The sequence below is a fragment of the Olivibacter sp. 47 genome (genome assembly GCF_030372825.1).
GTDB lineage: Bacteria > Bacteroidota > Bacteroidia > Sphingobacteriales > Sphingobacteriaceae > Olivibacter > Olivibacter oleidegradans.
In genome coordinates this window covers 625,883-648,497 of sequence record NZ_JAUCNR010000001.1, presented here as the reverse complement: position 1 = coordinate 648,497, position 22,615 = coordinate 625,883, and the positions used below count along the sequence as shown (strand labels likewise).

The following is a 22,615-nucleotide window of genomic DNA, read 5'->3' as shown; positions in this document are numbered from 1 at the left end:
TATCAAATTATTTAGCAATCGATATCGACTGAGCGGTAATTTTTAATAGAATAAGATCATTATGGTAATGAAGCAATGCATCTCATCATTCATTTTTTGAATGGATGCTCTGGCAAGTTCCTTCCTAAAAGAATATACTTTACTTAAAAACAATTTACGATGAAGAGCTATTATCGGTACTACCGGGTCTCAATAAATAATACCGAAATTACTGAGATGTCTTCGAATGATTTCACTCGGATTAATATGAAGCCTTTCAAGACAATTTGGAAAGACAACCATCCCGTGAAAGTGTATTATTCGTTAACCAATCAAGCATATTCGCTTACCGGAATGCGTTCTATTCAGCAGGATTTCGTTGATAAGATTACGGCGATGGAACATGCAAAAAGTGGCGCACTACATTACATATCATCTCTTATTGCACAGGCTGATGCGGTGATAGCAGTATTAAAGCAATACCGTATCGACCATTATGATGATCTAAACAAAAATTTACTTGAGGATAATATCCGTCGGTTAGAACGATTAATGGGAAATAATTAATAAATATACCATGAGCAGAGACAAAAAAACACCCAAAAGCACCGAGAAGAAGGGTTCTTCTGATTATCAAAACAGTAAAAAGACCTCTTCAAAAACAGAAATAATAACAACCGGAAAATCTAACTTAACAAAAGGAAAGAAGTAATAAGCTTAACAAAAGCCATTATGCAGGAGGGAATAGTAAGAATTTTTAATGGATCTCGCGGTTTTGGCTTTACAATACCACAACGGGGAAAAATTCATGAAAACGATCAAGTTACCTACAAGGTAGTACAAAGGTCTAAAGGCCTAAGCGCCATCGAACTTAAGATAGCCTAAGCTATCCGCATATGTAAGAGCATTCTTTTTAGTCGAAGAATGCTTTCGCTTTTAGGCATAACGTATCCGTAAAAAAAAATCAATGAGACAATTAAAAATATCCGATTCAATTACCAACCGTAATAACCGTTCCCTCAGTCTGTATTTAAATGAGGTTAGCAAGTTTGAATTAATCAGTGCCGACGAAGAAGTGTCTTTAGCTGAAAAAATAAGAGAGGGAGATCAACTTGCGCTCGAACGTTTAACCAAGGCCAACTTGCGCTTTGTGATTTCTGTAGCAAAGCAGTATCAACATCAGGGATTGGTATTGGAAGATCTAATCAATGAGGGGAATGCCGGCTTAGTAAAGGCTGCTAGACGCTTTGATGAAACGAAGGGTTTTAAATTTATCTCTTATGCAGTATGGTGGATTCGACAGAGTATCATGTCCGCTATTTCCATTCAGTCTAGAGCGGTCCGACTTCCGGGAAATCAGATTAGCAACTTGATCAAACTGCGGCGTTCCCAGGCTGAGATGGAACAACGCCTAGAACGCGAGCCGAGCGTGGAAGAATTAGCCGTCGAGCTGGGAACTACTCCGATCGTATTATTGCCTCTTTTGCAAATGCTGAAAGGCAGCTGTCGATAGATGCTCCATCAGTATTCTCGGAAGAAGAGCGATTGTTGGATAGTTTAGCTAGTTCAGATCCTGCCACTGATCAGCAACTGATTCAAGACTCGCTCTTTCTGCGGATTGATTTGGTGCTGAAGAAACTTTCATCACGTGAACGGCAAATTCTTACCATGTTTTATGGATTAAGCAATAGTGAGCCGCAAACGCTGGACGAAATCGCCTATCAGTTAAAACTTACACCGGAGCGTATCCGGCAGTTGAAAACAAAGGCGCTTCTACATATTAAAAATTCGTCTTCGGGACGCGATTTGTTGCAACATCTTTAGCTTATACGCTCTCCTTCATAGGAGATGTACAAATATTTTCGTATATTTGACGAAAACCTCACTTACTCTGTTTCCGGTCTCCTTTTTCCGCAGGTCTCCTTTTTCATTGTAAACACGGTCAATTTCATTTATTAATTCATAAATAATAACGTATGGGTAGAAGTCAAGAAACATTCAGAAAGAAAGAAAATATTAAAAAGCGCGAACAAAAGAAAAAGGATAAAGAGCTAAGAAAGGAAAATAGGAGTAGTCAATCTGACAAGGGAAAATCGTTGGAAGATATGTTGGCGTATGTGGATGAGAATGGAAACTTGACTACTGAAAAACCTGCAGAATTTAGAAAACAAAAGATTAACGTCGAAGAGATCCAGATTAGCACACCCAAAATGGTGGAGGAAGACGATGTGCATAAAGGAAAGGTGAAGTATTATAATGAACAGCGTGGTTGGGGCTTTATTAACAACGAATTTGGAGAACGTGTGTTTTTCCTCATTGCCGAGGCACCTGCGTCTATCAAAGTTGATGATGTTGTGAATTTCAGAACCCGAAAGGGACCTAAAGGCTTACAAGCCTACGAAATTCAGGTGGTATAAACTATAATCTTATGAACTAGCTTGCAATGGGCCGAATACCTAATAAAACGAAAGAAAAATTTCTATACCTCAAAACAAAAGCTAACGTTGAGGGTTAATAGACAACAGTTATATCGCATTAAACACCAATGCTCAGCCTTGCCGTCGCGATGACCGCAAGGTTTTCTTTTGAATGGTTTACAAGCAACCTGTTTGTCAGTGGTTTATTAAACGGATCCGCTATAACCGTAAAAGAGTAATCGAATTTTTGCGCGTATGATAGTTGATGTTGCAGAAGTGGGCGTTTACTGCCAGCTTTGTTAAAATATGTTAATCATTTTGCAACATTGTCTCTTTAATGCGATATTTGTGTCATCATAATTTAGGTTTATAATTGGTTAGTAAAGGCCTTCAATCTCCCCGGTTGAAGGCTTTTCTTTTTTCGATACATGGTTTTTCGGATCAAGCAAAAAGGTTGCGGAAGAGAAAAGCCTATCTTGAGATTTTAGGGAATACGGTTTATGGATAAGCTACAGCTATATAAACCTGCGTATGGGCGTATGCTTCTGAGTAATTGACACAAACTAAGTTTAATAAAAGCGAAAAGCCCGGCTTTTGGGATCGCCGGACTTTTCTAATCAACCTAAACCTGTCCTTCTACTATCAAATCTTATGCCGAAAGCTGAATACACATTATATAGGACTTTAGCAGACAAGCTGTCAGGGTGAATGACATTTTATTCACTTCATTGAGATACGCTTTCCATGTGGGGTTGTTATGTAGCTGACACAGATTTTCGTGTAAGGTAGGGCTGTTTATGTGTAAATTTCTTTCCCTGAAATTAGTGGTTCCTTATTTTTGCTATAAATAAAACAGAAACAAAGTCGTATCATCAACAGAGGCCATCTCCGATTGAAAAGTGATCGTCATAACTGCATTACAAAGTTTATGGTTAGATGCCATCTGCTTTCTAAATCAAAACATGAGAAATAGAATATCCTATATATTGATCTGTCTAATCATTGTTTTACTGTTGGGACCTAACTTTTCCCTTTGGTTGCAGCATGGAGGTTTGCAGTTTGGACAGCCCTTCTCTTACCTCGAAGTGCAGCGTTTTGTATCTTCTCATGGTACAGATACATCTGTAGGTTTAATCCCTACCAATCTGTTTATTGATATGATGCTAGGGCTCGTCTGCTTTTTGCTATACGTACTCTGGATGTTTTTACGTAAAAAAAATGTCTAAACGATTTAATAATCATACTTATCTTATGGTGGACAGCATCCCCCATGTACGTTATATCGATCTGATAGATGGAACGATAAGTTAAGGGAGCGATTTTACATCATAATAAAAGCCGCTTTCTCAAGCGGCCTTTATTAAACTGTGCTGTAAAGTATGCCCTCTTGTCGAGAGTTTCGCTAAAATAACCAAACCGTATTAGAATGGTCTAAAAATAGTTGTTCAAGAATGGGGAACTATTTGCTAAACTATTTTATTTTTAAGCATTCCGATATAACGCATTTTGGAAATAAAGCCTATTTTTATGGCACTTAACCTGTCAATAAGATGAATGTTAGTGAGCTACGTATTCCAACGTCAAGTGACTCAGTATTTTCGCGGCTGGGTTTACGTTTAGCTTATCATAGTCTCTTTTGGCTATTAATCGCTGTAGTTTATTATTTTAACTACTATAGATTGATCGGTAACGCCGAGCACGTATGGATATTTGTAATAAAAGAGTTATTAGTGGTGATGATTGCTTTTTATTCACTATCTTCTCGAAAAGTTGTGTCTGTTTTCTCCAATCCACGTGGTATCCCTTTTGTGCTGTTATGGATAGCAGTCTTGTATGTAATTTGGGCCTTAACAACTTACGCTGCATGTTTTATCTTTCAGGCTACATTCAAAAACTATGGACCGAGATTCGGTAAGTATCTTGAGCTTGTACTGACAGATGGACCTTTAAGTATAGTGAAGAATGTTTACATTTTTGTGCTTGATTTTATCTTTCTTATTTCACTCCCCGTTGGGCCGAAATTCGTGAAAATCATGTTAGAACAAGTACTTACTAAAACAAGGCTAGAGCGCGACAACCTCGAGCTTGAGCTTAATTTTCTCAAGTCGCAGGTAAACCCACACTTTTTATTTAATACCCTAAACAATATCTATCAACTACTCGATACGGATTATGATAAAGGCCGAGATATGGTTCTGCGTCTTTCGACGTTAATGCGCTATACGCTATACGAATCCCAAAATCATTTTATTCCCTTACGAAAGGAACTCGAATTCCTTAAAGATTTTATAGCGCTTATGCATATTAGATACGGTGAACGCGTGCAGATCGAAGCGTATATTACGGATATAAAAGAGCCTTATAAAATCAGTCCATTGATGCTTATACCATTTGTGGAAAATGCTTTCAAGCACGGACCGGATAAAAGCCCTAACAATAATTTCGTTTACATTAACATTGACGTAAACGACGATTGGATATTTTTGCAGGTAGAGAACGAAGTAGAATCTACCCAACACATCGCTAAACCAAATGATAGTCAATCCGTAGGAGGGGTGGGTATGTCCAATATTCTCCGAAGATTGGACTTACATTATAAGGACAAGTATTATTTGTCCTATGGGGTACAAAAAAACGTATATTCAGTACATTTGAAAATTAATCTGAAATCTAATTGAAATATGCTACGATGTATAATAATTGAAGATGAACCGTTGGCGAGAAAAGGCATAAGTGAACATATCACTCAGATCCCCTTTGTAAGTTTGGAAGCTAGTTTCGAAACGGCGATGGATGCAATCGTTTTTTTAAGCAAAAACAACATCGATGTGGTCATTTCAGACATTAATATGCCTGGTATTAATGGGGTTGATTTCCTGAAATCGCTATCTAAAAGACCGCTTTTCATATTTATTACAGGACGAGCAGACTATGCATTGGAAAGCTTTGAATTGGAAGTATTCGATTATATACTGAAGCCTTATTCATTTGAAAGGTTATTCAAGGCCTTATCGCGAGCACAGAGCCATCTTACTCGAAATGATGTAGTAGAAAAAGTGCAGACTGGTACGTTTGCTATTAAAGACAATTATAGGAACTATCTGGTTCCCTATCACGAAATACAATACGTAGAGGGCGACCGGGAATATATCAGAATATCCACAACTGAACGGGAGTTCCTGATCATTTACTCATTAAAAAAAATCACCAACGACCTACCACAGGATGTGTTTCTGAGGACCCATAAGTCCTATATTATCAATAAAAACTTTGTGCGAGCAGTCGATCCGGACAAGATCATTATGAGAGGGAGTATAAAAGATATCCCAATAGGTGTTACCTATCGGGATGAGGTTTATAAAAAATTAGTGAATCACTAACTTGGACATAGTTCTCCTGTCGTAATTGCAAAGGTGGTAGCGCTTTCATTCTTCGATCGAGCTATCCTTGATCGGTAATTTTTAGCCAAAAAGCTATATAGGACCATTTCGTTGGCTCGCTGATCCGAAAAGAAAAGTCGGTTAAAAAACATATGGCAGATGCTTCCAATTAGCTTATTTACCTCAATCTTATTTGGCTTCCATTTTTGTAATATATGGGTAATACCTTGGAATCGCTTTTCAAGAAGATCTTTCGCGAAAATCCGGGAAGGCTCTTGATGCCAAAGCAGAGCATCAATGGAAGCGGCATGATTTCGGTAATTTAGATTCATCTTTTTTTGCTTTACCTTATCAATTTTAAATTCTCTGGCCAGCGCTAAACTCCATTCTTCAGTTAATTCGAAACGTTCTGATAGATTTATTCCGAAAGCGTTAAATAGTTGATCAACGGCCTTTAATCCAAAAAGCCATCGCACATTTACGTCGTCCTTGGGCAGCGTTGCCAAAAAATCCAAAACAACCGCTGAATCAATTGAGAATATCGATTCGCAATGCTCGATATTATCAACGCCATAACGTTCAAGTTCTCTCACATATGTATCGTATTGAACTGTCCAAATTTTGTTTTGAGAGGCCAAATGTTCCATAGTGAAGCGTAAAATTTCTCGTAGTTTATTATAAGCCTTTTTACTGTTATTGGGTGCGTGTAGGCGCAAACGGATATGGAATTCGGGGTCATGATAGCGCGTAAAGAAACACTTATCGATGAGTTGCCATTCTTTAAGCTGTCTAACTAAGTTCATGATATCTTCAGCCAATATTTCATCCGCAGTTTTCTGTGGACAATAAAGCTTTATATAAATCCATTCGCTTCCAGGCAAGAAACTCCGTTTCACTTCCTTGTTCTTCAACGGGGTCATTTCGATGAACGCGCACTTTTTTACAATCGATTTGAAAGGAATGATAATTTCGTTAACAAAAGCATTACCGTTTGTATCCTTAATAATAGTGCTATGGTGCACTAAAGACTCATATAATATTACATCCCCCAACGCCAGTTTGTCTTTCAATAACTGCATTCCCCAACTGGTTCTGATGTCAATGTATAATTCATTGTCGCCTTCAGCGATCAATATTTCGTTCGGTAATCGTAGATCCTTTTGCAGCTGCCTAAACCAATTTATATCGAACTGGCGCCTTTGCTTTATATACCAGCGCGCGCGAGATAAGATAAGATGTTTATAGCTGATTCTAGGTAAGAACGGAGCCCTTTTATATTTGTCCCAGTTCCAATAGATGGAAAAAGGGGTGTCTTGATATTGCAAATCGCATAAAAATCGATAAACGGAGATTCCTTGTCTAAAATTGTGAGCGCAACTCAACCTTGGAATAACCCTTTTGTCTAGTTTTTTGGAGAACAAAATAACCTGGTTGTTTCTCACAGTTACTGTAAGGTCCGAAAGAGGGATTTGTTTTTTATTTTTTGTACAAGTAAGTCCCAATACGGGTATTTCATAACTGTACAGCTTCGGCCGCCGCAAGATGTTACCTATTTTATTCTCCGGTATATGTTTGATATCTGCCAGAATCACATTATCAAAGCATTGTTCTTCATAAATAGCGCAGCTTCGAAGGTTATTCTTCAGCGCCTCGTCCATATAAGCAAAGCGCGACATCAAATTTACTGCTGACGATCCACTACATGCGGCTAGGTGAAATTGAAAATTGCCGTTATCCAAATCCTCTACTTTTTTTGTCAAAAGATTGCCAATGGCGTAGCAGGTCGGCGCAACAGCACTGTTCTCCTGTCTCTTTTCCAAAAGAGGATAAATTGTTTCCAGATCTATATGCCGTGAACCGGAAAACAACGCATTAGTCATCACTTGTTCTTCAAGCGTCGATGTGAGCTGTTTCTTACCCTCGCTTATATCCAGGTTGTTAATTAAAGGATGTTCGCTTTTATATTGATTATCGAGGTTTCCATAGCCGATACCCAAATCCCCATCAAGTACTTCCAGCAGTGGTACCTCCATCATCTCGTATCGCCTTTTAAATTTTTGAATAAAAACCTGCAGTTCTTGTGGTATTAATGATGTAAACAACGGATGTAGCTCACACAATTCTCTAGCTATTAGCTGTATTACAGATTGTTTCAGGTTGACCTCCTTTGCGATGAATTTTTTATCAACCTGTGGTAGCACAACGTTGAATGGGAATTCATCTAAGGTAGCTATTCTGTTGGAGCAAGATGACAAAGTTAATAGGTCTCGCATCTCTACAACTGCGGCATCCGTTCCCTTTAACTTATGAGTAAGCTTGTGAATATCTTGGTCTTCCAAAATCGTGGGCTCTAATTCCGATATTAGAAATTGATTATCTAAGAGCTTAGATAGATAGGCTGTTATCTCGTTTCTCTCAATATCAAAGTCCATAAGAAAGGTTATGAGTTCACTGAAAGTTCTCCCTTCCCTGGCATAATCATAAAGCAATTTCAATAAAGGGTTTATCTTAAGTTTAACCTGAAAAAAAGTCCTTTTGTCTTTTACGGTTTCAAAACGTATATACCTGAAATAACCGCCTACTGCGTAAATACTATTATTCGTGTAGAATACAATGTCGTTTAGCCAATCCTGACTTTGTTGTAGCTGATGAAGTTGACGCATCAAGTGATCTAGACTCACACGAGCATAGATAGTTGCGTGCCCTGTAAGCGTTAATGTACTCGTATTATCATTGATATGCCCCATGCAGACACCGGCAAAACTACCAAAGGGAGTAGCGCGAGAAGCCATGCGAGAGACATATTTATACAGAGTAACCAGTAGCTTTAGATCTGGCATATATCCATTCTCTAACCAGCTAAGATAGGTATGATAGAGATCTTTGCTGGCAAATGAAATAGCTTCCAATACTTCCGGATTACGACTGAGCAAATCATGTAGGTTTTCGGCTAGGCTGGCCGTATTATCGGCATTGATCCTTTGAATTTCCTGCAATGGTAAACTTGGCAATCTTAATAAAAAGAAACCTAAATGTTCAATATTACTTAACATCGCATGCAGAGTCTACTGGAAGTGTCCTATTCCTAACAAAAAGTCAATGCATTCATTGAATTTTTCAAGCGAAAAGGGCTTCAATAATTCATAAACCTTATTATTGTTTTCTATTTCTTCTTTATTTCTGAAGTGGGATAGGGGTGAAGCAGATGTGTTGATAACAATTGAATTAGGTGAGATTTGATCCAGTATTTTGTCAACATCGCCATCAAAACCAGGTGTTTTGAAATCAAGGAAGATGATATCCGGCGTAATTCTTTTTATAATCACATGAAAATCGTACACATTATCAATCGTAGCTACCAACGTTAAATCGGACCGTTTACTGATATAGCCCTTGAGCATTTGTACAGCGAGCGGCTCATCCTCCACGATAGCGCATATCAAGCATCGCATATTCCTTTATTTTAGCAAGGTGAGTATTAAATGAAATTCGATGTGGTAAAGGTCATGCTGCTCACTGTTTCGTCACCATCTCGAAGATGCTGGTTACTTTCGCGCGGTGCGTCTATAGTGCAGATACACTCTGCTTCGATTCTTAAATAACTTTCTAAAAGACTTTTGTTAAACTTTTCCATGTTGTTTATAATTTATCCTAGGCTAATTTGAGGGGAATGAATTTGATAGGCATGTTTATTTAATCAACCGCCTATCTTCTTATACCAACTTGCATATACGCTCAACATCGTTTTGCCAAGAATTTTTGCTACCAAGTTGGTATGAAGAAATCTGTTGCTCGTGACGACTTATATTAGGTATTTAATAAATCATCAGTCAACCACAAATTCAATTTAGTGTAGAATAGATAATTCGGCTTCTTTAGTGCTTGATGTGCGCAATTGTCACCCGTTCTTTTAGGATATAACCGAGGTATTTTTTGTAAGTTATTGATTATCTGTTGTAATAAATGATTTTATCAACAAAATCAGAAAAGTGTAGCAATAATTTAATGAAAGTGATCTGCATCTGGTGGAGGCTCGTTCAGAGTGATTATAATACTTACATTTGCTCAAGGATATTTCATATTGAACAATATATTATTGTCAATTTGGAACATGATCGAAGGTATTCCAGTACTATGCTGTTTATTGAAAATTGGCTAAGAAAGTGTTATGCTCTCGCTTCAAACTATGTCTACCCGTAGTGAATACGGCAAACTTTCCGAAGAGAAACAACATTACATCAGCAACGTCTGGTAGCCGTTTGAGAAAGTCAGTCTGTAGACTGGATACCATTCGACGTGATATGAGGCCAAACCTAAGACAAATTAACTAAATCGAAGTATAAGCTCGCATGGCTCAGCATGCGAAAAGTAGACCAAGAAAACGAATTGATAGATGCTATAGCACTGTTCGTAAAGTTAACTGTTAATTGCAAGGCAAACCATGCAATTTCGTATACACCTATAGATAGGGTTACGATGGAGATAGAGAAAAAAAACGCACAGCGCACAAGAGCTATTATTTTAGAGGCAGCTGCCAATATCATACGAGAAAAAGGTCTTCAAGCACTAAAAATAAGTCGTCTCGCCGATAGATCCAAATTCACCCGGTGGACGATCTATAATCATTTCGGTAGTTTAGATGGTGTAAAAAAAGAACTGTACAGCCGACACGACTACCTTATTGCGAACTTACCCCAAATAGTCGCTTTAGCGGCGAGACAGGAGGAAGCTATGCGATTTGAACTCTTAGCGCACCTTATCGTTCAACATTTTGATGCACTTATGAGAGATCCCCTATACCGAGAATTCGCAGTTGCCGAATTTATGGGAACAGATGCTGCGATCGCGAAAATGGTATCGGCTCGTGAACGACGCATGTTGAAGATGATGAAAACATCCGAATTAACTGACTCAACGGGAAAGCCGTTTCTCCTCGAGTTTCTATTCCCGATTATTTTAGGTGGTATTACGTATATGGCGTTTCAATACAGAATAGGTGGACATGCTTCTTGTTTCGGTGTTATGTGTTTGCAGAAAGAGTTCAAAATAAATTTGAGACAGTTTTTAATATATTTAATAAAAACCGCTATTAACGGTTTAGATGGAGATATAGCTAATCAACAAATGACCTAGTCGTAAGCAAAGGATTCTTAGACATTAAAAATAGCCGGATATTTTCTTGCTGCCATTAATATTAAATTCATTGAATCCGTAACCCAAATTTCACCATTTTCAACCATACGAAGCGCTTCCGATGCCGGTAACGTAATTACTTCTATATTTTCAGTGATGTCCAGACGTTGTACAGCATTGAATTCAGCATTAAATAAGATATAGCCATAGGTTATTTGTTTGAGTTTAGTTGGATTAATAGCAAAACGACAGATAAATTTCAAATCTTCCTCAGCGGCTTTGATTCCACACTCTTCTTCAAGCTCGGCTACGGCTGATTGTTTTAGCGTTTTATCCTTTTGTTGCATTCCTCCGGGCACTTCAATTAGAATTTCGCCAAGCCCATGTTTATATTGACGAGTAAGTACCACCTGATTGTCAGGAGTAAAAGCTAAAACCTGCACCACATCGCCCAGTGGAGATAAAAAGTAATCATCTACGATCAGACCATTTGGTAATTCTACTTTTTGCTTATGTAGAGGATACCAGACGCTTGGCGAAATATCCTCGTCTTCTAAAAGAGTCCACGGTTTTATTCTATCAGACATGACGTAAAAGTAACTGTTTTAACTTATTTGTTAACTAATTCAGTACAATTTTATAGGCGGAATAATGATAATACGGCTACTGCTCTGATAAATGTCAGTACCTAAGTATTGCAGAAACGGTGGAAAATCAAAATGGCGATAGACCGTCATGAATAATCAGCTTAGACTATGAATGCGCGTAGTGTAGATTGATTGTCGACATAATATCATACATATCAAAGGGTTTACGTATATATCCATCTGCTCCGCATTCCAGTGCAATTGATGGAATATCCCATAGTCCGGATATCATAATTACCGGTACATGCTGGTAATTACTTAAGGATTTAAGCTGCTTACAAAGATCGCTTCCCTGACACCATCGCAGATTTTCATCCATTAAAATCATGCCTACCTCATGTTCATCCAGCAATCTATACAAGTTTTTCCCGGTGTCCATGATAACTTCAATACCTTCATAATCGAGAATATCCATAATCAGACCTTGCATCTCTGAATCGTCTTCAACGTATAACATTGTTTTTTTCTTAGTCATAGCGGTATAGCATAACTTCGCACAAATTACACAAGTGAAAAAAAGCTTTATATTGTTTAGCCTCTAACGGCAAAAGGAACTGCGCGACATGAAGTTATAACAAATACCGTGCAAAATATATGATAATATTAGTTTTATTTGTTTATGTTGTTTATTATCAGTTTGTTTAATATAGTGTTAATTAAAAATATTAACGGTTTCTTTGTTTTCTTACTTCAATTCAATAGGTCAAGGTTATTTTTGAGAAGTTTCCATGCATAGGAAACGAATAGATTTCATTTTTGATTTGGCCACCCTTTTGGATCCGGGTGGCTTTTTTATCAAAATTTGATGAATAGAATCGTTCTTTGGTTAATCATAACGATCATTACGCCAAGGATAAGCGGTATTCGAATAACCACGCTCCTCCCAAAAGCCTGGTTGGTCCTGGTTCAGGAATTCAATTCTTTTTATCCATTTGGCGCCTTTCCAAGCATAAAGTTGAGGTGTAATCATACGACAAGGCCCGCCGTGTTCCTTCGCCAGCGGTTGGTTCTCAAAGGTATGCACTAAAAGCACGTCTGGCTTCAAGGCCTCTTCTAATGAAAGGTTAGTAGTATAAGTATCATAGCCATGACAAAGAATATGAGTTGCGTCTTCGTGAGGTTGCACAAGTGCAGCTAAATCCAACATACTGACACCAATCCAGCTCATATCCAGTTTGGACCAAGTAGTGACGCAGTGTAAGTCGGATATGTCATGGGTCTGTGGTAGTGCCATAAAATCTTCCCAAGTTAACATAACCGGATGCTTTACATTGCCGTCTATCCTTAAACGCCAACGATCTAGCGAAATATCGGGCTGATAACCGAGGTCTAAAACCGGCCATTTGGTAGTTACAACCTGTCCTATAGGAATAGTTGGCATCCCATGCCGATTTATTTTACCCGTCCCCATGGGTTTGTCGTCCGCCATAGAGGGCGTATCTTTCATTTTTGCTGCGAAACGTGCTTTTAATTTCATTCTCGCCTCTACAATACGATTCAATTTTGCTGATCCTTCCATATCGGGTTTCATTAAGTGTCTGTCATATCAGTTATCCTCTTCATCCGGGACGGTATATTTAAATCGGAACAGCTTAAATAAACCGAGAACAAGTAGTACTGAAAAAACGATGTCGATAAAAAGATACCCAAAGTGAAAGTCCTTTATTTCAGCAAAAAGTCCTGTCTCCACGTTTTGACCAACTGATTTTCGGAGGAATATAAGCGGAAATCCCATCGTTGTATCATCGGTGTAAGGCATACCGCCACGATAGGAAAACGCAGTAAAAAAAGTAAAAAGTAAAACGGTGCCCGCTCCCCAAAGTAATATTCTATATTTTTTCATAGTTGGCGACAGTTTTTTAGTGCGTTTACAATGCCACTAACTTTCCGTTACGATAGTTACTTACAAACTAAGATAAATTGTTTTATACATAATATCATCGAATTGCATAAAAGTCGTATAGCTGTCTCTCTTCCGCTTCTTAAGGTTCTTTTATAGAAAAAATACAAGTACACTAGCATATTATTTCACATGTACAAGGTATAAATTATCTGTTGAAAAATGTAAAATTGATTGGTCAAATTTAATGTGTATCGCACCGAATGTTCATTTTTCCAAACAAATTTGTTGTAAAAAATGACGTAGGCATTGTCGTGCTCAATGAAAATGCATCTTCACCATCGCTATATTCAGTCGTTACTGAACGACAAATCTAAACCTCATATAACAAGGTACTGTACAAATAAGAGACGTTATTTGGAGAGCACGAATGAGTAAAGTTAATAATTCCGAGCAATTGGTTCAGGAATAAAATAACTGAGGTCATTACAGGGTATAACTTCCAGCGAACCGCTAAAGACAAACTTACCCGGCAACTTCAAATGTTGTTTATAGAGTGCAGCTTTATCGTATGACTCCCGTCCAATTGCAAAAGACGTTATTAAGTCCAAGCGCTGGCCAATTGGCGGGTATTGGTTGATTTCCACGGGTTCGCTAAAGGGAAAATATACAAAATCCGCTTGTTTACTGATATAGCTCGGCGATTGCGGAAATGCGGATTTTGTGACGCCTATAGATAATAATTTACTAGGTGCCAATTCTTGTAATGACCTTATCCCCCCTGGGGATAAGGATTGGGCGTTGGCTGATACACTAAAGGAAAGGGCCAACATGAAAGCAGTTATTATTTTCATTCGTTTTAATTGTTTAAAAACTCAATTGCTTGCTGTACGAAATCAAGTGCATATTGAAAAGCAGCCGCATGACCCGCATCTTTATAGACGATCAGCCGCGCATTTGGTATATGCTCGGACATCTTTATAGCATTTATCACCGGAGTGGGAACATCTTCCTGACCTTGTGCAATCAAAACCGGTTGTTTAACTGTTGCCAACTCTTTCAGCGCATCCGGGTAGGGGGTAGCCCATTTCAGTACCGCGGTTAATTCTGCTGTGGCACTTTGTGCACTCAAGGGAAGATCGCGATCGATTACACGCTTTTGAATTCTTTCGTAGACGCGTTTTCCTGCTTGCCGGCTAGCGTCGGATTTAGTGAAACCAACATGTAAAAAACTCTCCTCCGGACTCAGATTTGCCGTGCTTTCCAGCAGCTCTGGTAACTTCGAAAGCCCTTCACTACCTTTGGGTCCTGTTCCGGTTAAAATCAGTTTATTTACAAGGGTAGGTTCAGTTAATATAATCTGCTGACTGATAAATCCGCCCATTGAAAAACCCAGAAGATTTACTTTCTTATACCCCAAAGCTTTTATAAAGGCTACCACACCCTTAGCCATATCAGGTATATTTTCGGGCGTGTGGCCGCTTGAAGAGCCAGCCCCTTCAAGATCAAATAAGATTACTTTATTCTTTTCGGCTAAGCCATTTGTAATGGCAGGATCCCAATCATCCATAGAGCTACCCAAAGGAGAAACCATAACAAGCGGTATATCATCCGTTTTGCCTAAAACCCTGTAAGCAAATTTAACTTCTCCTACTTTAATAAATTGGGTGCTTGCTGTTTGATGATAATCTATTTCATCCATATTGGAGCCTTCTTGCGGACCGTCCTCTTTTTTACAGGATAATAGTTGAAGCGCGACTAGTACTGATAAGATAATTTTTTTCATATTGTTGTTTTTAGTTAAGGCAATAGGCTAATAAAATTGGACTTCGTGAAAAGGAATCGGCACATCGTTAATATATGTACTGTTAACTTGTTATAGCTGAGTTGCTGCTTTCATAATCACCTCTGCTACTGCTTCCGCTTGTGAAATAAAAATTACATGACTACCCTTAATTTCAGTGACATCAGCGTGCGCGCGCTTATACATAACCCGCTCCGTCTCCGGATTGAGGGCCTTATCTTCCGTGGCAACAATGGCGTAGCTTGGTTTCATTTTCCAAGCCGCGTTTTCAACGGGCTCCTCAAAACACTTTCCGATAATCGGTACCTGTGAAGCGTTCATAAAGTCGCTCTGCGCTTTACTTAAATCACCGGCAAAACCAGCATGAAATTTCATCGGATCAAAATATACAAACCCAAACCTGTCCGCTGCTGTAAACCCAGCTTCAGGTGCTGCAGGCGCGGCTGCAACCCATTTTCCAGTTGTTTCACCTTTATCTGGCATAAAGGCAGCTACATATACCAAACCACTTACCTTTGGGTGTAAACCTGCTTCGGTAATCACGGTGCCTCCCCAAGAATGACCTACTAAAATTACCGGGCCATCCTGCGCTTCAATAACACTTTGCGTTTCGGCAACATCGTCCCTAAGTGAAGTCAATGGATTCTGGACAATACTGACATGGTAGCCCTTTTTAGTAAGAATGTCGTAAACTCCTTTCCAACCCGAACCATCCGCAAAAGCGCCGTGCACCAGTACGATATTCTTTACAGGAACGCCTTGTGCATAAGCATTTCCCGTGGCTATAAGTAATTGACAGCTTATCAGAAGTGTAGCTACAAGGGTTAATTTGATGGTATTAAGCCATTTACATATTGTTTTCATTTGTTTTGAGATTTGTCGTGAATATATTTGTTGATTTATCAGCTATTGTGAAGCTTTGCCGTAGTCATCAGCTTCTATAATGGCTTTGGCAAAAGCTTCAGGTGCTTCCTGCGGTAAATTATGTCCAATACCCCCCTGAAGAGTTCTATGTCTGTATTTACCATTAAATTTGGCAGCATATATAGCAGGGTCGGGGTGAGGAGCGCCATTTGCATCGCCTTCGAGGGTAATGGTTGGAACATTTATCACCGGGCCCTCAGCCAGCTGTTTTTCAAGGGAGTCGTACTGGCTTTCACCTGCCGCAAGACCCAAACGCCAACGATAATTGTGAATGACGATTGCAACATGATCGGGATTATCCAAGGCAGGTGCAGACAGCTCGAATGTGGTATCATCAAATTCCCATTTGGGTGAAGCCGTTTGCCAAATAAGCTTTGCAAAATCGCGCCGATTTGCTTCATAGCCCTTGCGGCCACGTTCGGTTGCAAAATAAAATTGGTACCACCATGATAACTCTGCTTTTGGCGACAGGGGATTTGCATTTGCTTGTTGACTTCCAATTAGATAGCCGCTTACAGAAACCATCGCTTTACAACGTTGCGGCCATAAGGCAGCTATAATATTGGCCGTGCGGGCCCCCCAGTCAAACCCACCAATAACAGCCTTATCGATTTTCAGTGCATCCATCAACGCAATAATGTCCATCGCAATTGCTGACTGCTGTCCATTTCTGGGTGATTGGTCGGAAAGAAACCTTGTACTGCCATGGCCACGTAGGTAAGGTACAATAACTCGATAACCTTCGTTTGCCAATAAGGCGCTAACCTCCGCATAACTGTGGATATCATAAGGCCAGCCATGTAATAAAATAACTGCTTGACCGTTGGTTGGACCAACTTCGGCATAACCAAGGTCCAATACGCCGGCTTTTACCTGCTTAATTATATCAAAAGATGAATTTCGGAATCGAGGGCTTATGCCATTCTCAGTTAAAAAAGGAATTTTACTGTTCTCTGCTTTCAATAGACCTATGCCGCTCATTTCTGCCGCAACAACGGTTAATGCAGCGACGCTTAAAAAGCGCCGACGCCCATATTTGACTATTTGTTCCATCATGATAAAATATGAATTTAACACTACTCCTTACCGTCGCTTTGTGATTGGTAAGTGGAACAAAAGTAGTTCGGGATGAACTCCCAGAGAATCATTAAATGGTTGAATAAGGCAGATTAGGTCTTGAATTTGGCATTTTTCATTGTCAAACTTATTTTATTCCTTTACCTATTTCGAATGGCAGTTTGTACCCGGTTTTAGACTTGTCTAGTTCGGCCTGCGTATTGTCCAGATCAGATGTAAACCGGTCCATTTCGATAAATTCATAGAAGTATTATCAATCCAATTTGTTAAGTTTGATGCCATATCCATTTATATGAATAGCAATTTTTTCCGAAAGAAATATCAAACAGATTGTTTGTCTAGCGATCTGATTTAATCAGCTAGCTATATGAAGCTTTTTTTTAGTTTTTTATGAAAGCAGTGAGGACATTTAAAATTTCCCATAAGCTCATCTGGTTCAGCTCGCTTTTTTTAGGAATGCTCACGGCCGTACCTAAAATTGCAGAACACCAGTTTCGCCCTTACGAGGCTTTAGTCGATTCATCCGTAACCTTTCTATTTGCCTTGATTATATGGTATTACAATGTCTATAATTTGCCAAGATATACGGCCAATAACCCGAAAGGTGGTTTCTCGACAAAGCAGCTGCTGAAAGGGCTTTTCTTTGGTTTGGTGCTCATGTTTTTGCTTGCTTGCATACAGCAATATCTCTTATCACATCTGCCTTTTGGTCCCGTGATGCTGATGTTTGAGGTGCGTAGTATCCTCATTAGCAGTGCCTTCTATATGTTTATCCACCTTTTGTATCAAAGTTATCTTAATCAACAGGTCAGCGTAGAACTGGAGCGGACAACAGCTGCAAATGTATGGGCCCAATACGAATTATTAAAGCAACAGGTAAATCCACATTTTCTATTTAATAGTTTAAACACACTCAAATATATGGTTGAAAGCGGAGATCCGCAGGCAGTCAATTTTATTTTAAAACTATCCGACTTTTATCGTTTCACGTTAGAAAGCAGAAAACTTGATTTGATTGATCTTTCAGAAGAATTAAAGATATTAGAAGCCTATATGTATCTGTTGAAAGCACGCTTTGAGAACGGGATTGAACTATCGACCAACTTGCCGGAAAAAGTACATACTTCACCGATTCCACCTTTCACTTTGCAGTTATTGATAGAGAATTGCATAAAACATAATATTGTCTCCTTAGAAAAGCCCCTACAAATACGCCTTTATTTGGATACGGATTACTTGGTGATAGAAAACAATATCCAGCTGAAGCGAGAACCGGAGTCTTCCACCGGATTAGGACTTGAGAATATTAACCAGCGCTACCAACATCTTTTAGACAGGGAAATAGTAATTGAAGTCACCGATAACACATTCACCATTAAATTACCAGTTATTTATGAAAGCAATCATCATTGAGGACGAGATCAAAGCGGCCAAATCTTTAGAGAATATGATTGTAAAATTGCGTCCTTCTATCTGCATATTGGCTAAATTGCAAAGTGTAGAGGCATCCATAAATTATTTAGCAAATCACGAGATGCCGGAAGTGATATTTATGGATATTCAATTGTCCGACGGACTTTGCTTCGAGATTTTTAAATCCGTGAATATTACCTGTCCTATTATATTTTGTACTGCCTACGGGGAGTATGCCTTAGAAGCAATAAAGGCTAACGGTGTTGACTATCTACTGAAACCATTCGCTGAAGCCGATCTTGAAACAGCTTTTGGAAGAATCGATAACTTTAAAAATTTCTTTCAACAACATACAGGAACCAATCTGCAAGAGCTGATTCGTAGAATGAATGTAGATGATGGAAAAAAAAGTTTTTTGGTTTTTAAGAACAATAAATACCAAACGGTACAAACCGAACAAATTGCCTATATCTATATTAATTATAACGCTCCATCTATCGTTACTTTCAAAGGAGATGAGTATGCCATTAACCAATCATTGGATCAAATACAGAATCAGTTATCGAGCAGACAGTTTTATCGATTAAATAGGCAATACCTTATCAACTTTACGGCTATAAAAGAAGTAGAACATTACTTTGCCAGAAAACTGTTTGTTCGCTTGCATATCGCTACACCCGAAAAGCTTTTAATCGGAAAGGAAAAAACAGCAGCATTTCTGCACTGGTTGGAAGATCGATAGTCTGGCCAAGCCCCAAAATTCCGTCTACAGGCCCTAATTTGCCTAATCCACCAAGATATTCGTTTCCTTCCGACGTTTCCATCACTATTTTCGCTATTGAAAATAGAAAAAACACAGATTATGGAAGCAATAAGAAGAAAGAGAAAACAGCGATTATACCTGGCATTACTCGGGATAATTAGCCTGTTTATCGGCATTCAGTTTTTTAACCAACCTTTAGCGGGTAAACCGATCACCGGTGCTATTGAAGCTCCGAAAGAAGTAAGGGCCATTCTCGAGCGGTCATGTTATGGATGTCATTCTAATGAGCAAAAGCTGAACTGGCTAGAGCGGACTGCCCCAGTTTCTTGGATAGTAAAAAAAGATGTGAATCGGGCACGAGAAGTATTAAATTTTTCCGAATGGGGAAAATACTCGCCAGCAGAACATGAAGGGAAAATGTACGCCATACTCAACATGCTAAAGGCTGGGAAAATGCCTCTATCGCCATATACCTTATTGCATCCTACCGCAAAAATCTCAAAAAAAGATATAGCAGTGATTAACGCGTACACTTTATCCTTATCAAGAAAGGACACTACTGCAAATAGCTCTTTCGCACATCCGGAAGCAATTCCAACTATTTCGGAAGAAAGGTTTTCTGTTTCGCCCAATGGTATAAAATATACGGACGCTTTTAAAAACTGGAAGGTGATCAGCATGAGTACGCTGTTTGACCATTCTATCCGGGTAATTTTTGGAAACGAGATCGCCGTAAAAGCGATTGAAGAAGAAAATTTTCACCCCTGGCCTAAAGGCAGTTTAGTAGTGAAGGCCGTTTGGGAGCAAACAGAAGGGCCCGACGGCGAACTCCGAGCAGGTAAATTCATCAATGCACAATTCATGGTGAAGGATGCTGAGCAATATAAGAATACAGAGGGTTGGGGCTTTGCCAAATTCAGTGGCCAACAATTAATTCCCACTGGTAAAACAGCCTTATTTGCACAGCAATCCTGTATCAGCTGTCACCGCCAGCTAGCGGAATCTACCGGGTATCTTTTTGACGTACCCTTAAAAGTAAATCGTAAAGAACTAATCTCAAAAATAATAAGACATGAATAAAATGATTTTTATGCTAGTGCTTATTGGTACGTTGCTTAGCAGCTGTGTCGACAAAGCGGAAAACAAGGGTTATAGTCGTGTTGTATTTGACCCCGGGGCCTTAAAATTTATTGCCTCTTCCGTGAGTAAAAAGAACCAAACCATGGCTGCCTTATATGGTAATGAAAAAGCCTATCAGACTTTGTCAAAAGGCGATAGCTTACCTGCGGCAGGTAGTGTTTTACGCTTGGTTACCTGGCGTTCGCATGATAATCCCCAATATGTTGGAGGTACCATAAACGGTGAACTCTTAAGTGTCGAATCGATTGAAAGTGATGGAATGGGTGCCATATCGTATCAGCTTAATAAAGGGACGCTGCAAAACGGAAATAATAAGCCGGAAGACCAGCAAAAAAGAATAAGCTATATCATGGGGTACAAACCGGTCTTCTAGCCGCTAACTCACTCGGCGAAGCTATTACTATCTCATCTTAAATTCAATAACTAAATAAAAAATGAAAACAACAAAAATTATTTACTGGTCAGGAGTTATCTTTATGTCGCTTTGGTTTGGAGCGAGTGGCTATTTCGAACTGACGAGAAATCCAATTGTATGGGGTATCACGCAGCAATTGGGATATCCATCACATTTTATCTACCTATTAGGTGTTTTTAAGCTTTCAGGCGTTGCCGTACTCTTGCTTCCTAATAAGCTCATTCGACTAAAAGAATGGGTGTTTGCAGGAATGTTCTTTGATATTATCTTCGCTTTCTTTTCTAAGATAAGTGTAATCGGTTTTCCTGCTACGGTTGATGCACTCGTTGCTTTTAGCGTATTAACGATGGTCTACATCCAGTTTAGAAAACTGTATCCCATAAAATATACGATATTTTCCCTATAGCGTAAAAAAGCAAACCTTTATGGTTTGCTTTTTTACTTTATATAAGCCACCTGGGTTAAAGTGTTATTCCACCATCCACAATAACTTCCGTACCGGTGATAAAAGAGGCCGCGTCATCACATAAGTAAGTGACCAATTTGGCAACATCTTCCGGTTCACCCATTTTTTTCAATGGAATATCGTTGATTAGCTGTTCTGTAATGCTTTTTAACGCCATTTCTTCCAAGCCTGTTTTCCTCATTATTTCCGTTCTATGCGGACCCGGACTTACAATATTTACCCTGATTTTTCTTGGCGCCAATTCTGCGGCTGCTGTTTTTGCGATTGAATTTAAAGCCGCTTTGCTGGCCTGATAAATAGAACTGTTTGGTTTATGAGTAGCGGCTACTATAGAGGAAAGTATCACAACCGAAGCACCATCATTTAGTAAGGGAATGAACTTGCTCAACGTAAAATAGGCTCCCCTAAAATTGATATTCATCACACGATCGAAATTTTCTACACTCGCTTCTTCAATCGGTCCCAAGGTTCCGGTAATTCCTGCGTTGATAACTAAGATATCTATCTTAGCAAATTGCTCTTTAACAGCAGCCGTTAATTGTATGGTGTCATCGAGGTTCGCTTGGTCGGCTAAGAAAGAACTGGCACCTATTTCATGGGCAGCGGCCTCTATTGCCTCTTTACGTCTTCCTGTAATAACGACTTTTGCGCCTTGCGCTACCAGTTCTTTCCCAATTGCATAGCCAATGCCACTATTCCCGCCGGTTACAAGGGCTATCTTATTTTTTAAATTATTCATTTTTTTATTTTTTTGATAAAGATATGCTGAAAATGGTATACTTTTGTAATCAGTATAACAGAGTATATCAGGTAACATAAATAAAAATGGAAAGAAATCAAGAAGAAGAACTCAGGGCTTTGCAAGACACCCTATACTTTATCGGCGGGAAATGGCGGATACCTATCATTAATTCCATTTGCAACGGTAACAGGCGTTTTCGGGAAATTGAACGGAGTATTCCAGGAATTACTACGCGTATGTTATCTAAAGAACTGAAGGAGATGGAATTAAATAAATTGGTGAAACGAACGGTTTATGTAGACACGCCGGTATTGATTGAATATGAACCAACAGGATACTGTAGAACTTTCGGTAATATTATCCAGGAAATGATTAATTGGGGGAGAGCGCATCGGGATGTAGTAACAAAAGAAGCCGCAGAAAGTTAACCAAGTCGTTTATGTGTATAGGAGTATCTGATGTGCTAAAAAGCATT

At 39.0% G+C, this 22,615-nt stretch carries 27 protein-coding genes; 15 read left to right on the top strand and 12 right to left on the bottom strand.

Annotated features, from left to right (window positions below; genetic code table 11):
- Window positions 1-159: 159 nt before the first annotated feature.
- From QT327_RS02815 to QT327_RS02780, 8 genes are all read left to right on the top strand, one after another.
- Window positions 160-546, top strand: coding sequence for a hypothetical protein (locus QT327_RS02815; RefSeq protein WP_013667711.1), 387 nt, complete (start codon window positions 160-162; stop codon window positions 544-546).
- A 10-nt stretch (window positions 547-556) separates the two neighbouring features.
- Window positions 557-691: a hypothetical protein gene (locus QT327_RS02810; RefSeq protein ID WP_013667710.1), complete on the top strand. Its 135-nt coding sequence runs from the start codon at window positions 557-559 to the stop codon at window positions 689-691.
- A gap of 255 nt (window positions 692-946) precedes the next feature.
- The gene (locus tag QT327_RS28110) at window positions 947-1,492 is read left to right on the top strand and encodes a sigma-70 family RNA polymerase sigma factor (RefSeq protein WP_354004746.1); all 546 of its coding nucleotides are present in this window, start codon (window positions 947-949) and stop codon (window positions 1,490-1,492) included.
- Window positions 1,493-1,527: 35 nt separating this feature from the next.
- Window positions 1,528-1,803, top strand: coding sequence for a sigma factor-like helix-turn-helix DNA-binding protein (locus tag QT327_RS28105; RefSeq protein ID WP_354004745.1), 276 nt, complete (start codon window positions 1,528-1,530; stop codon window positions 1,801-1,803).
- 152 nt (window positions 1,804-1,955) lie between these two features.
- Complete coding sequence (locus QT327_RS02795) at window positions 1,956-2,396, top strand: cold-shock protein (RefSeq protein WP_013667707.1); 441 nt, start codon at window positions 1,956-1,958, stop codon at window positions 2,394-2,396.
- A gap of 962 nt (window positions 2,397-3,358) precedes the next feature.
- Window positions 3,359-3,622: a hypothetical protein gene (locus QT327_RS02790; RefSeq protein WP_013667706.1), complete on the top strand. Its 264-nt coding sequence runs from the start codon at window positions 3,359-3,361 to the stop codon at window positions 3,620-3,622.
- A gap of 324 nt (window positions 3,623-3,946) precedes the next feature.
- Window positions 3,947-5,074: a sensor histidine kinase gene (locus QT327_RS02785; RefSeq protein ID WP_013667705.1), complete on the top strand. Its 1,128-nt coding sequence runs from the start codon at window positions 3,947-3,949 to the stop codon at window positions 5,072-5,074.
- A 3-nt stretch (window positions 5,075-5,077) separates the two neighbouring features.
- On the top strand, window positions 5,078-5,776 hold the full coding sequence (locus tag QT327_RS02780) for a LytR/AlgR family response regulator transcription factor (RefSeq protein WP_013667704.1): 699 nt from the start codon (window positions 5,078-5,080) through the stop codon (window positions 5,774-5,776).
- Here QT327_RS02780 and QT327_RS02775 read toward each other — a convergent pair.
- From QT327_RS02775 to QT327_RS02765, 3 genes are read right to left on the bottom strand one after another with little or no spacing between them, the layout of a single operon-like run.
- A complete protein-coding gene (locus QT327_RS02775) occupies window positions 5,773-8,829 on the bottom strand; it encodes a lantibiotic dehydratase (protein WP_130858405.1) in 3,057 nt (1,018 codons plus the stop codon). The genes QT327_RS02780 and QT327_RS02775 overlap by 4 nt on opposite strands.
- Window positions 8,830-8,841: 12 nt before the next feature.
- The gene (locus QT327_RS02770) at window positions 8,842-9,228 is read right to left on the bottom strand and encodes a LytR/AlgR family response regulator transcription factor (protein WP_130858404.1); all 387 of its coding nucleotides are present in this window, start codon (window positions 9,226-9,228) and stop codon (window positions 8,842-8,844) included.
- Window positions 9,229-9,254: 26 nt separating this feature from the next.
- Window positions 9,255-9,410 carry a hypothetical protein gene (locus QT327_RS02765; protein ID WP_013667701.1) on the bottom strand — a complete coding sequence of 52 codons (156 nt, stop codon included), beginning with the start codon at window positions 9,408-9,410 and terminating at the stop codon, window positions 9,255-9,257.
- A gap of 842 nt (window positions 9,411-10,252) precedes the next feature.
- On the opposite strand from QT327_RS02765, the gene QT327_RS02760 reads away from it, so the two are divergent.
- Complete coding sequence (locus QT327_RS02760; protein WP_149105964.1) at window positions 10,253-10,909, top strand: TetR/AcrR family transcriptional regulator; 657 nt, start codon at window positions 10,253-10,255, stop codon at window positions 10,907-10,909.
- A gap of 17 nt (window positions 10,910-10,926) precedes the next feature.
- Here the strand turns inward: QT327_RS02760 and QT327_RS02755 are convergent, their stop codons facing one another.
- The 8 genes from QT327_RS02755 to QT327_RS02720 form a co-directional block, all read right to left on the bottom strand.
- Entirely contained in the window at window positions 10,927-11,496 is a 570-nt protein-coding gene (locus QT327_RS02755; RefSeq protein WP_130858402.1) for an NUDIX hydrolase, read from the bottom strand.
- A 166-nt stretch (window positions 11,497-11,662) separates the two neighbouring features.
- Complete coding sequence (locus QT327_RS02750) at window positions 11,663-12,013, bottom strand: response regulator (protein ID WP_157622287.1); 351 nt, start codon at window positions 12,011-12,013, stop codon at window positions 11,663-11,665.
- A 369-nt stretch (window positions 12,014-12,382) separates the two neighbouring features.
- Window positions 12,383-13,075 carry a sulfite oxidase-like oxidoreductase gene (locus QT327_RS02745; protein WP_149105962.1) on the bottom strand — a complete coding sequence of 231 codons (693 nt, stop codon included), beginning with the start codon at window positions 13,073-13,075 and terminating at the stop codon, window positions 12,383-12,385.
- Window positions 13,076-13,102: 27 nt separating this feature from the next.
- Window positions 13,103-13,399: a hypothetical protein gene (locus QT327_RS02740; RefSeq protein ID WP_149105961.1), complete on the bottom strand. Its 297-nt coding sequence runs from the start codon at window positions 13,397-13,399 to the stop codon at window positions 13,103-13,105.
- A 437-nt stretch (window positions 13,400-13,836) separates the two neighbouring features.
- A complete protein-coding gene (locus QT327_RS02735) occupies window positions 13,837-14,250 on the bottom strand; it encodes a hypothetical protein (protein WP_149105960.1) in 414 nt (137 codons plus the stop codon).
- Between the two features lie 5 nt (window positions 14,251-14,255).
- Window positions 14,256-15,182, bottom strand: coding sequence for an alpha/beta fold hydrolase (locus QT327_RS02730; RefSeq protein ID WP_149105959.1), 927 nt, complete (start codon window positions 15,180-15,182; stop codon window positions 14,256-14,258).
- 90 nt (window positions 15,183-15,272) lie between these two features.
- Window positions 15,273-16,064: an alpha/beta hydrolase gene (locus QT327_RS02725; protein ID WP_149105958.1), complete on the bottom strand. Its 792-nt coding sequence runs from the start codon at window positions 16,062-16,064 to the stop codon at window positions 15,273-15,275.
- A gap of 42 nt (window positions 16,065-16,106) precedes the next feature.
- Complete coding sequence (locus QT327_RS02720) at window positions 16,107-17,180, bottom strand: alpha/beta fold hydrolase (protein ID WP_210421322.1); 1,074 nt, start codon at window positions 17,178-17,180, stop codon at window positions 16,107-16,109.
- A gap of 411 nt (window positions 17,181-17,591) precedes the next feature.
- Here QT327_RS02720 and QT327_RS02715 point away from each other — a divergent pair, with 411 nt between their 5' ends.
- The 5 genes from QT327_RS02715 to QT327_RS02695 all read left to right on the top strand — a co-directional run bounded on the left by QT327_RS02715 (window position 17,592) and on the right by QT327_RS02695 (window position 21,338).
- A complete protein-coding gene (locus QT327_RS02715; protein WP_149105957.1) occupies window positions 17,592-18,614 on the top strand; it encodes a sensor histidine kinase in 1,023 nt (340 codons plus the stop codon).
- Window positions 18,595-19,356, top strand: coding sequence for a LytR/AlgR family response regulator transcription factor (locus tag QT327_RS02710; protein WP_149105956.1), 762 nt, complete (start codon window positions 18,595-18,597; stop codon window positions 19,354-19,356). The genes QT327_RS02715 and QT327_RS02710 overlap by 20 nt, the downstream gene beginning before the upstream one ends.
- A 120-nt stretch (window positions 19,357-19,476) precedes the next feature.
- Entirely contained in the window at window positions 19,477-20,457 is a 981-nt protein-coding gene (locus QT327_RS02705; protein WP_130858394.1) for a heme-binding domain-containing protein, read from the top strand.
- Window positions 20,450-20,890 carry a hypothetical protein gene (locus tag QT327_RS02700; protein WP_130858393.1) on the top strand — a complete coding sequence of 147 codons (441 nt, stop codon included), beginning with the start codon at window positions 20,450-20,452 and terminating at the stop codon, window positions 20,888-20,890. Before QT327_RS02705 ends, QT327_RS02700 begins: the two co-directional genes overlap by 8 nt.
- 61 nt (window positions 20,891-20,951) lie before the next feature.
- On the top strand, window positions 20,952-21,338 hold the full coding sequence (locus QT327_RS02695; RefSeq protein WP_130858392.1) for a DoxX family protein: 387 nt from the start codon (window positions 20,952-20,954) through the stop codon (window positions 21,336-21,338).
- A 55-nt stretch (window positions 21,339-21,393) separates the two neighbouring features.
- Here QT327_RS02695 and QT327_RS02690 read toward each other — a convergent pair whose 3' ends face one another.
- Entirely contained in the window at window positions 21,394-22,137 is a 744-nt protein-coding gene (locus QT327_RS02690) for a glucose 1-dehydrogenase (protein ID WP_130858391.1), read from the bottom strand.
- Window positions 22,138-22,223: 86 nt separating this feature from the next.
- On the opposite strand from QT327_RS02690, the gene QT327_RS02685 reads away from it, so the two are divergent.
- On the top strand, window positions 22,224-22,568 hold the full coding sequence (locus QT327_RS02685) for a winged helix-turn-helix transcriptional regulator (protein ID WP_130858390.1): 345 nt from the start codon (window positions 22,224-22,226) through the stop codon (window positions 22,566-22,568).
- The last annotated feature ends 47 nt before the right edge of the window (window positions 22,569-22,615 follow it).

Coding starts and splice junctions, on each gene's coding strand:
- QT327_RS02815 (WP_013667711.1), top strand. CDS start 160: ATGAAGAGCTATTATCGGTACTACCGGGTCTCAATAAATAATACCGAA.
- QT327_RS02810 (WP_013667710.1), top strand. CDS start 557: ATGAGCAGAGACAAAAAAACACCCAAAAGCACCGAGAAGAAGGGTTCT.
- QT327_RS28110 (WP_354004746.1), top strand. CDS start 947: ATGAGACAATTAAAAATATCCGATTCAATTACCAACCGTAATAACCGT.
- QT327_RS02795 (WP_013667707.1), top strand. CDS start 1,956: ATGGGTAGAAGTCAAGAAACATTCAGAAAGAAAGAAAATATTAAAAAG.
- QT327_RS02790 (WP_013667706.1), top strand. CDS start 3,359: ATGAGAAATAGAATATCCTATATATTGATCTGTCTAATCATTGTTTTA.
- QT327_RS02785 (WP_013667705.1), top strand. CDS start 3,947: ATGAATGTTAGTGAGCTACGTATTCCAACGTCAAGTGACTCAGTATTT.
- QT327_RS02780 (WP_013667704.1), top strand. CDS start 5,078: ATGCTACGATGTATAATAATTGAAGATGAACCGTTGGCGAGAAAAGGC.
- QT327_RS02775 (WP_130858405.1), bottom strand. CDS start 8,829: ATGTTAAGTAATATTGAACATTTAGGTTTCTTTTTATTAAGATTGCCA.
- QT327_RS02770 (WP_130858404.1), bottom strand. CDS start 9,228: ATGCGATGCTTGATATGCGCTATCGTGGAGGATGAGCCGCTCGCTGTA.
- QT327_RS02765 (WP_013667701.1), bottom strand. CDS start 9,410: ATGGAAAAGTTTAACAAAAGTCTTTTAGAAAGTTATTTAAGAATCGAA.
- QT327_RS02760 (WP_149105964.1), top strand. CDS start 10,253: ATGGAGATAGAGAAAAAAAACGCACAGCGCACAAGAGCTATTATTTTA.
- QT327_RS02755 (WP_130858402.1), bottom strand. CDS start 11,496: ATGTCTGATAGAATAAAACCGTGGACTCTTTTAGAAGACGAGGATATT.
- QT327_RS02750 (WP_157622287.1), bottom strand. CDS start 12,013: ATGTTATACGTTGAAGACGATTCAGAGATGCAAGGTCTGATTATGGAT.
- QT327_RS02745 (WP_149105962.1), bottom strand. CDS start 13,075: ATGGAAGGATCAGCAAAATTGAATCGTATTGTAGAGGCGAGAATGAAA.
- QT327_RS02740 (WP_149105961.1), bottom strand. CDS start 13,399: ATGAAAAAATATAGAATATTACTTTGGGGAGCGGGCACCGTTTTACTT.
- QT327_RS02735 (WP_149105960.1), bottom strand. CDS start 14,250: ATGAAAATAATAACTGCTTTCATGTTGGCCCTTTCCTTTAGTGTATCA.
- QT327_RS02730 (WP_149105959.1), bottom strand. CDS start 15,182: ATGAAAAAAATTATCTTATCAGTACTAGTCGCGCTTCAACTATTATCC.
- QT327_RS02725 (WP_149105958.1), bottom strand. CDS start 16,064: ATGAAAACAATATGTAAATGGCTTAATACCATCAAATTAACCCTTGTA.
- QT327_RS02720 (WP_210421322.1), bottom strand. CDS start 17,180: ATGATGGAACAAATAGTCAAATATGGGCGTCGGCGCTTTTTAAGCGTC.
- QT327_RS02715 (WP_149105957.1), top strand. CDS start 17,592: ATGAAAGCAGTGAGGACATTTAAAATTTCCCATAAGCTCATCTGGTTC.
- QT327_RS02710 (WP_149105956.1), top strand. CDS start 18,595: ATGAAAGCAATCATCATTGAGGACGAGATCAAAGCGGCCAAATCTTTA.
- QT327_RS02705 (WP_130858394.1), top strand. CDS start 19,477: ATGGAAGCAATAAGAAGAAAGAGAAAACAGCGATTATACCTGGCATTA.
- QT327_RS02700 (WP_130858393.1), top strand. CDS start 20,450: ATGAATAAAATGATTTTTATGCTAGTGCTTATTGGTACGTTGCTTAGC.
- QT327_RS02695 (WP_130858392.1), top strand. CDS start 20,952: ATGAAAACAACAAAAATTATTTACTGGTCAGGAGTTATCTTTATGTCG.
- QT327_RS02690 (WP_130858391.1), bottom strand. CDS start 22,137: ATGAATAATTTAAAAAATAAGATAGCCCTTGTAACCGGCGGGAATAGT.
- QT327_RS02685 (WP_130858390.1), top strand. CDS start 22,224: ATGGAAAGAAATCAAGAAGAAGAACTCAGGGCTTTGCAAGACACCCTA.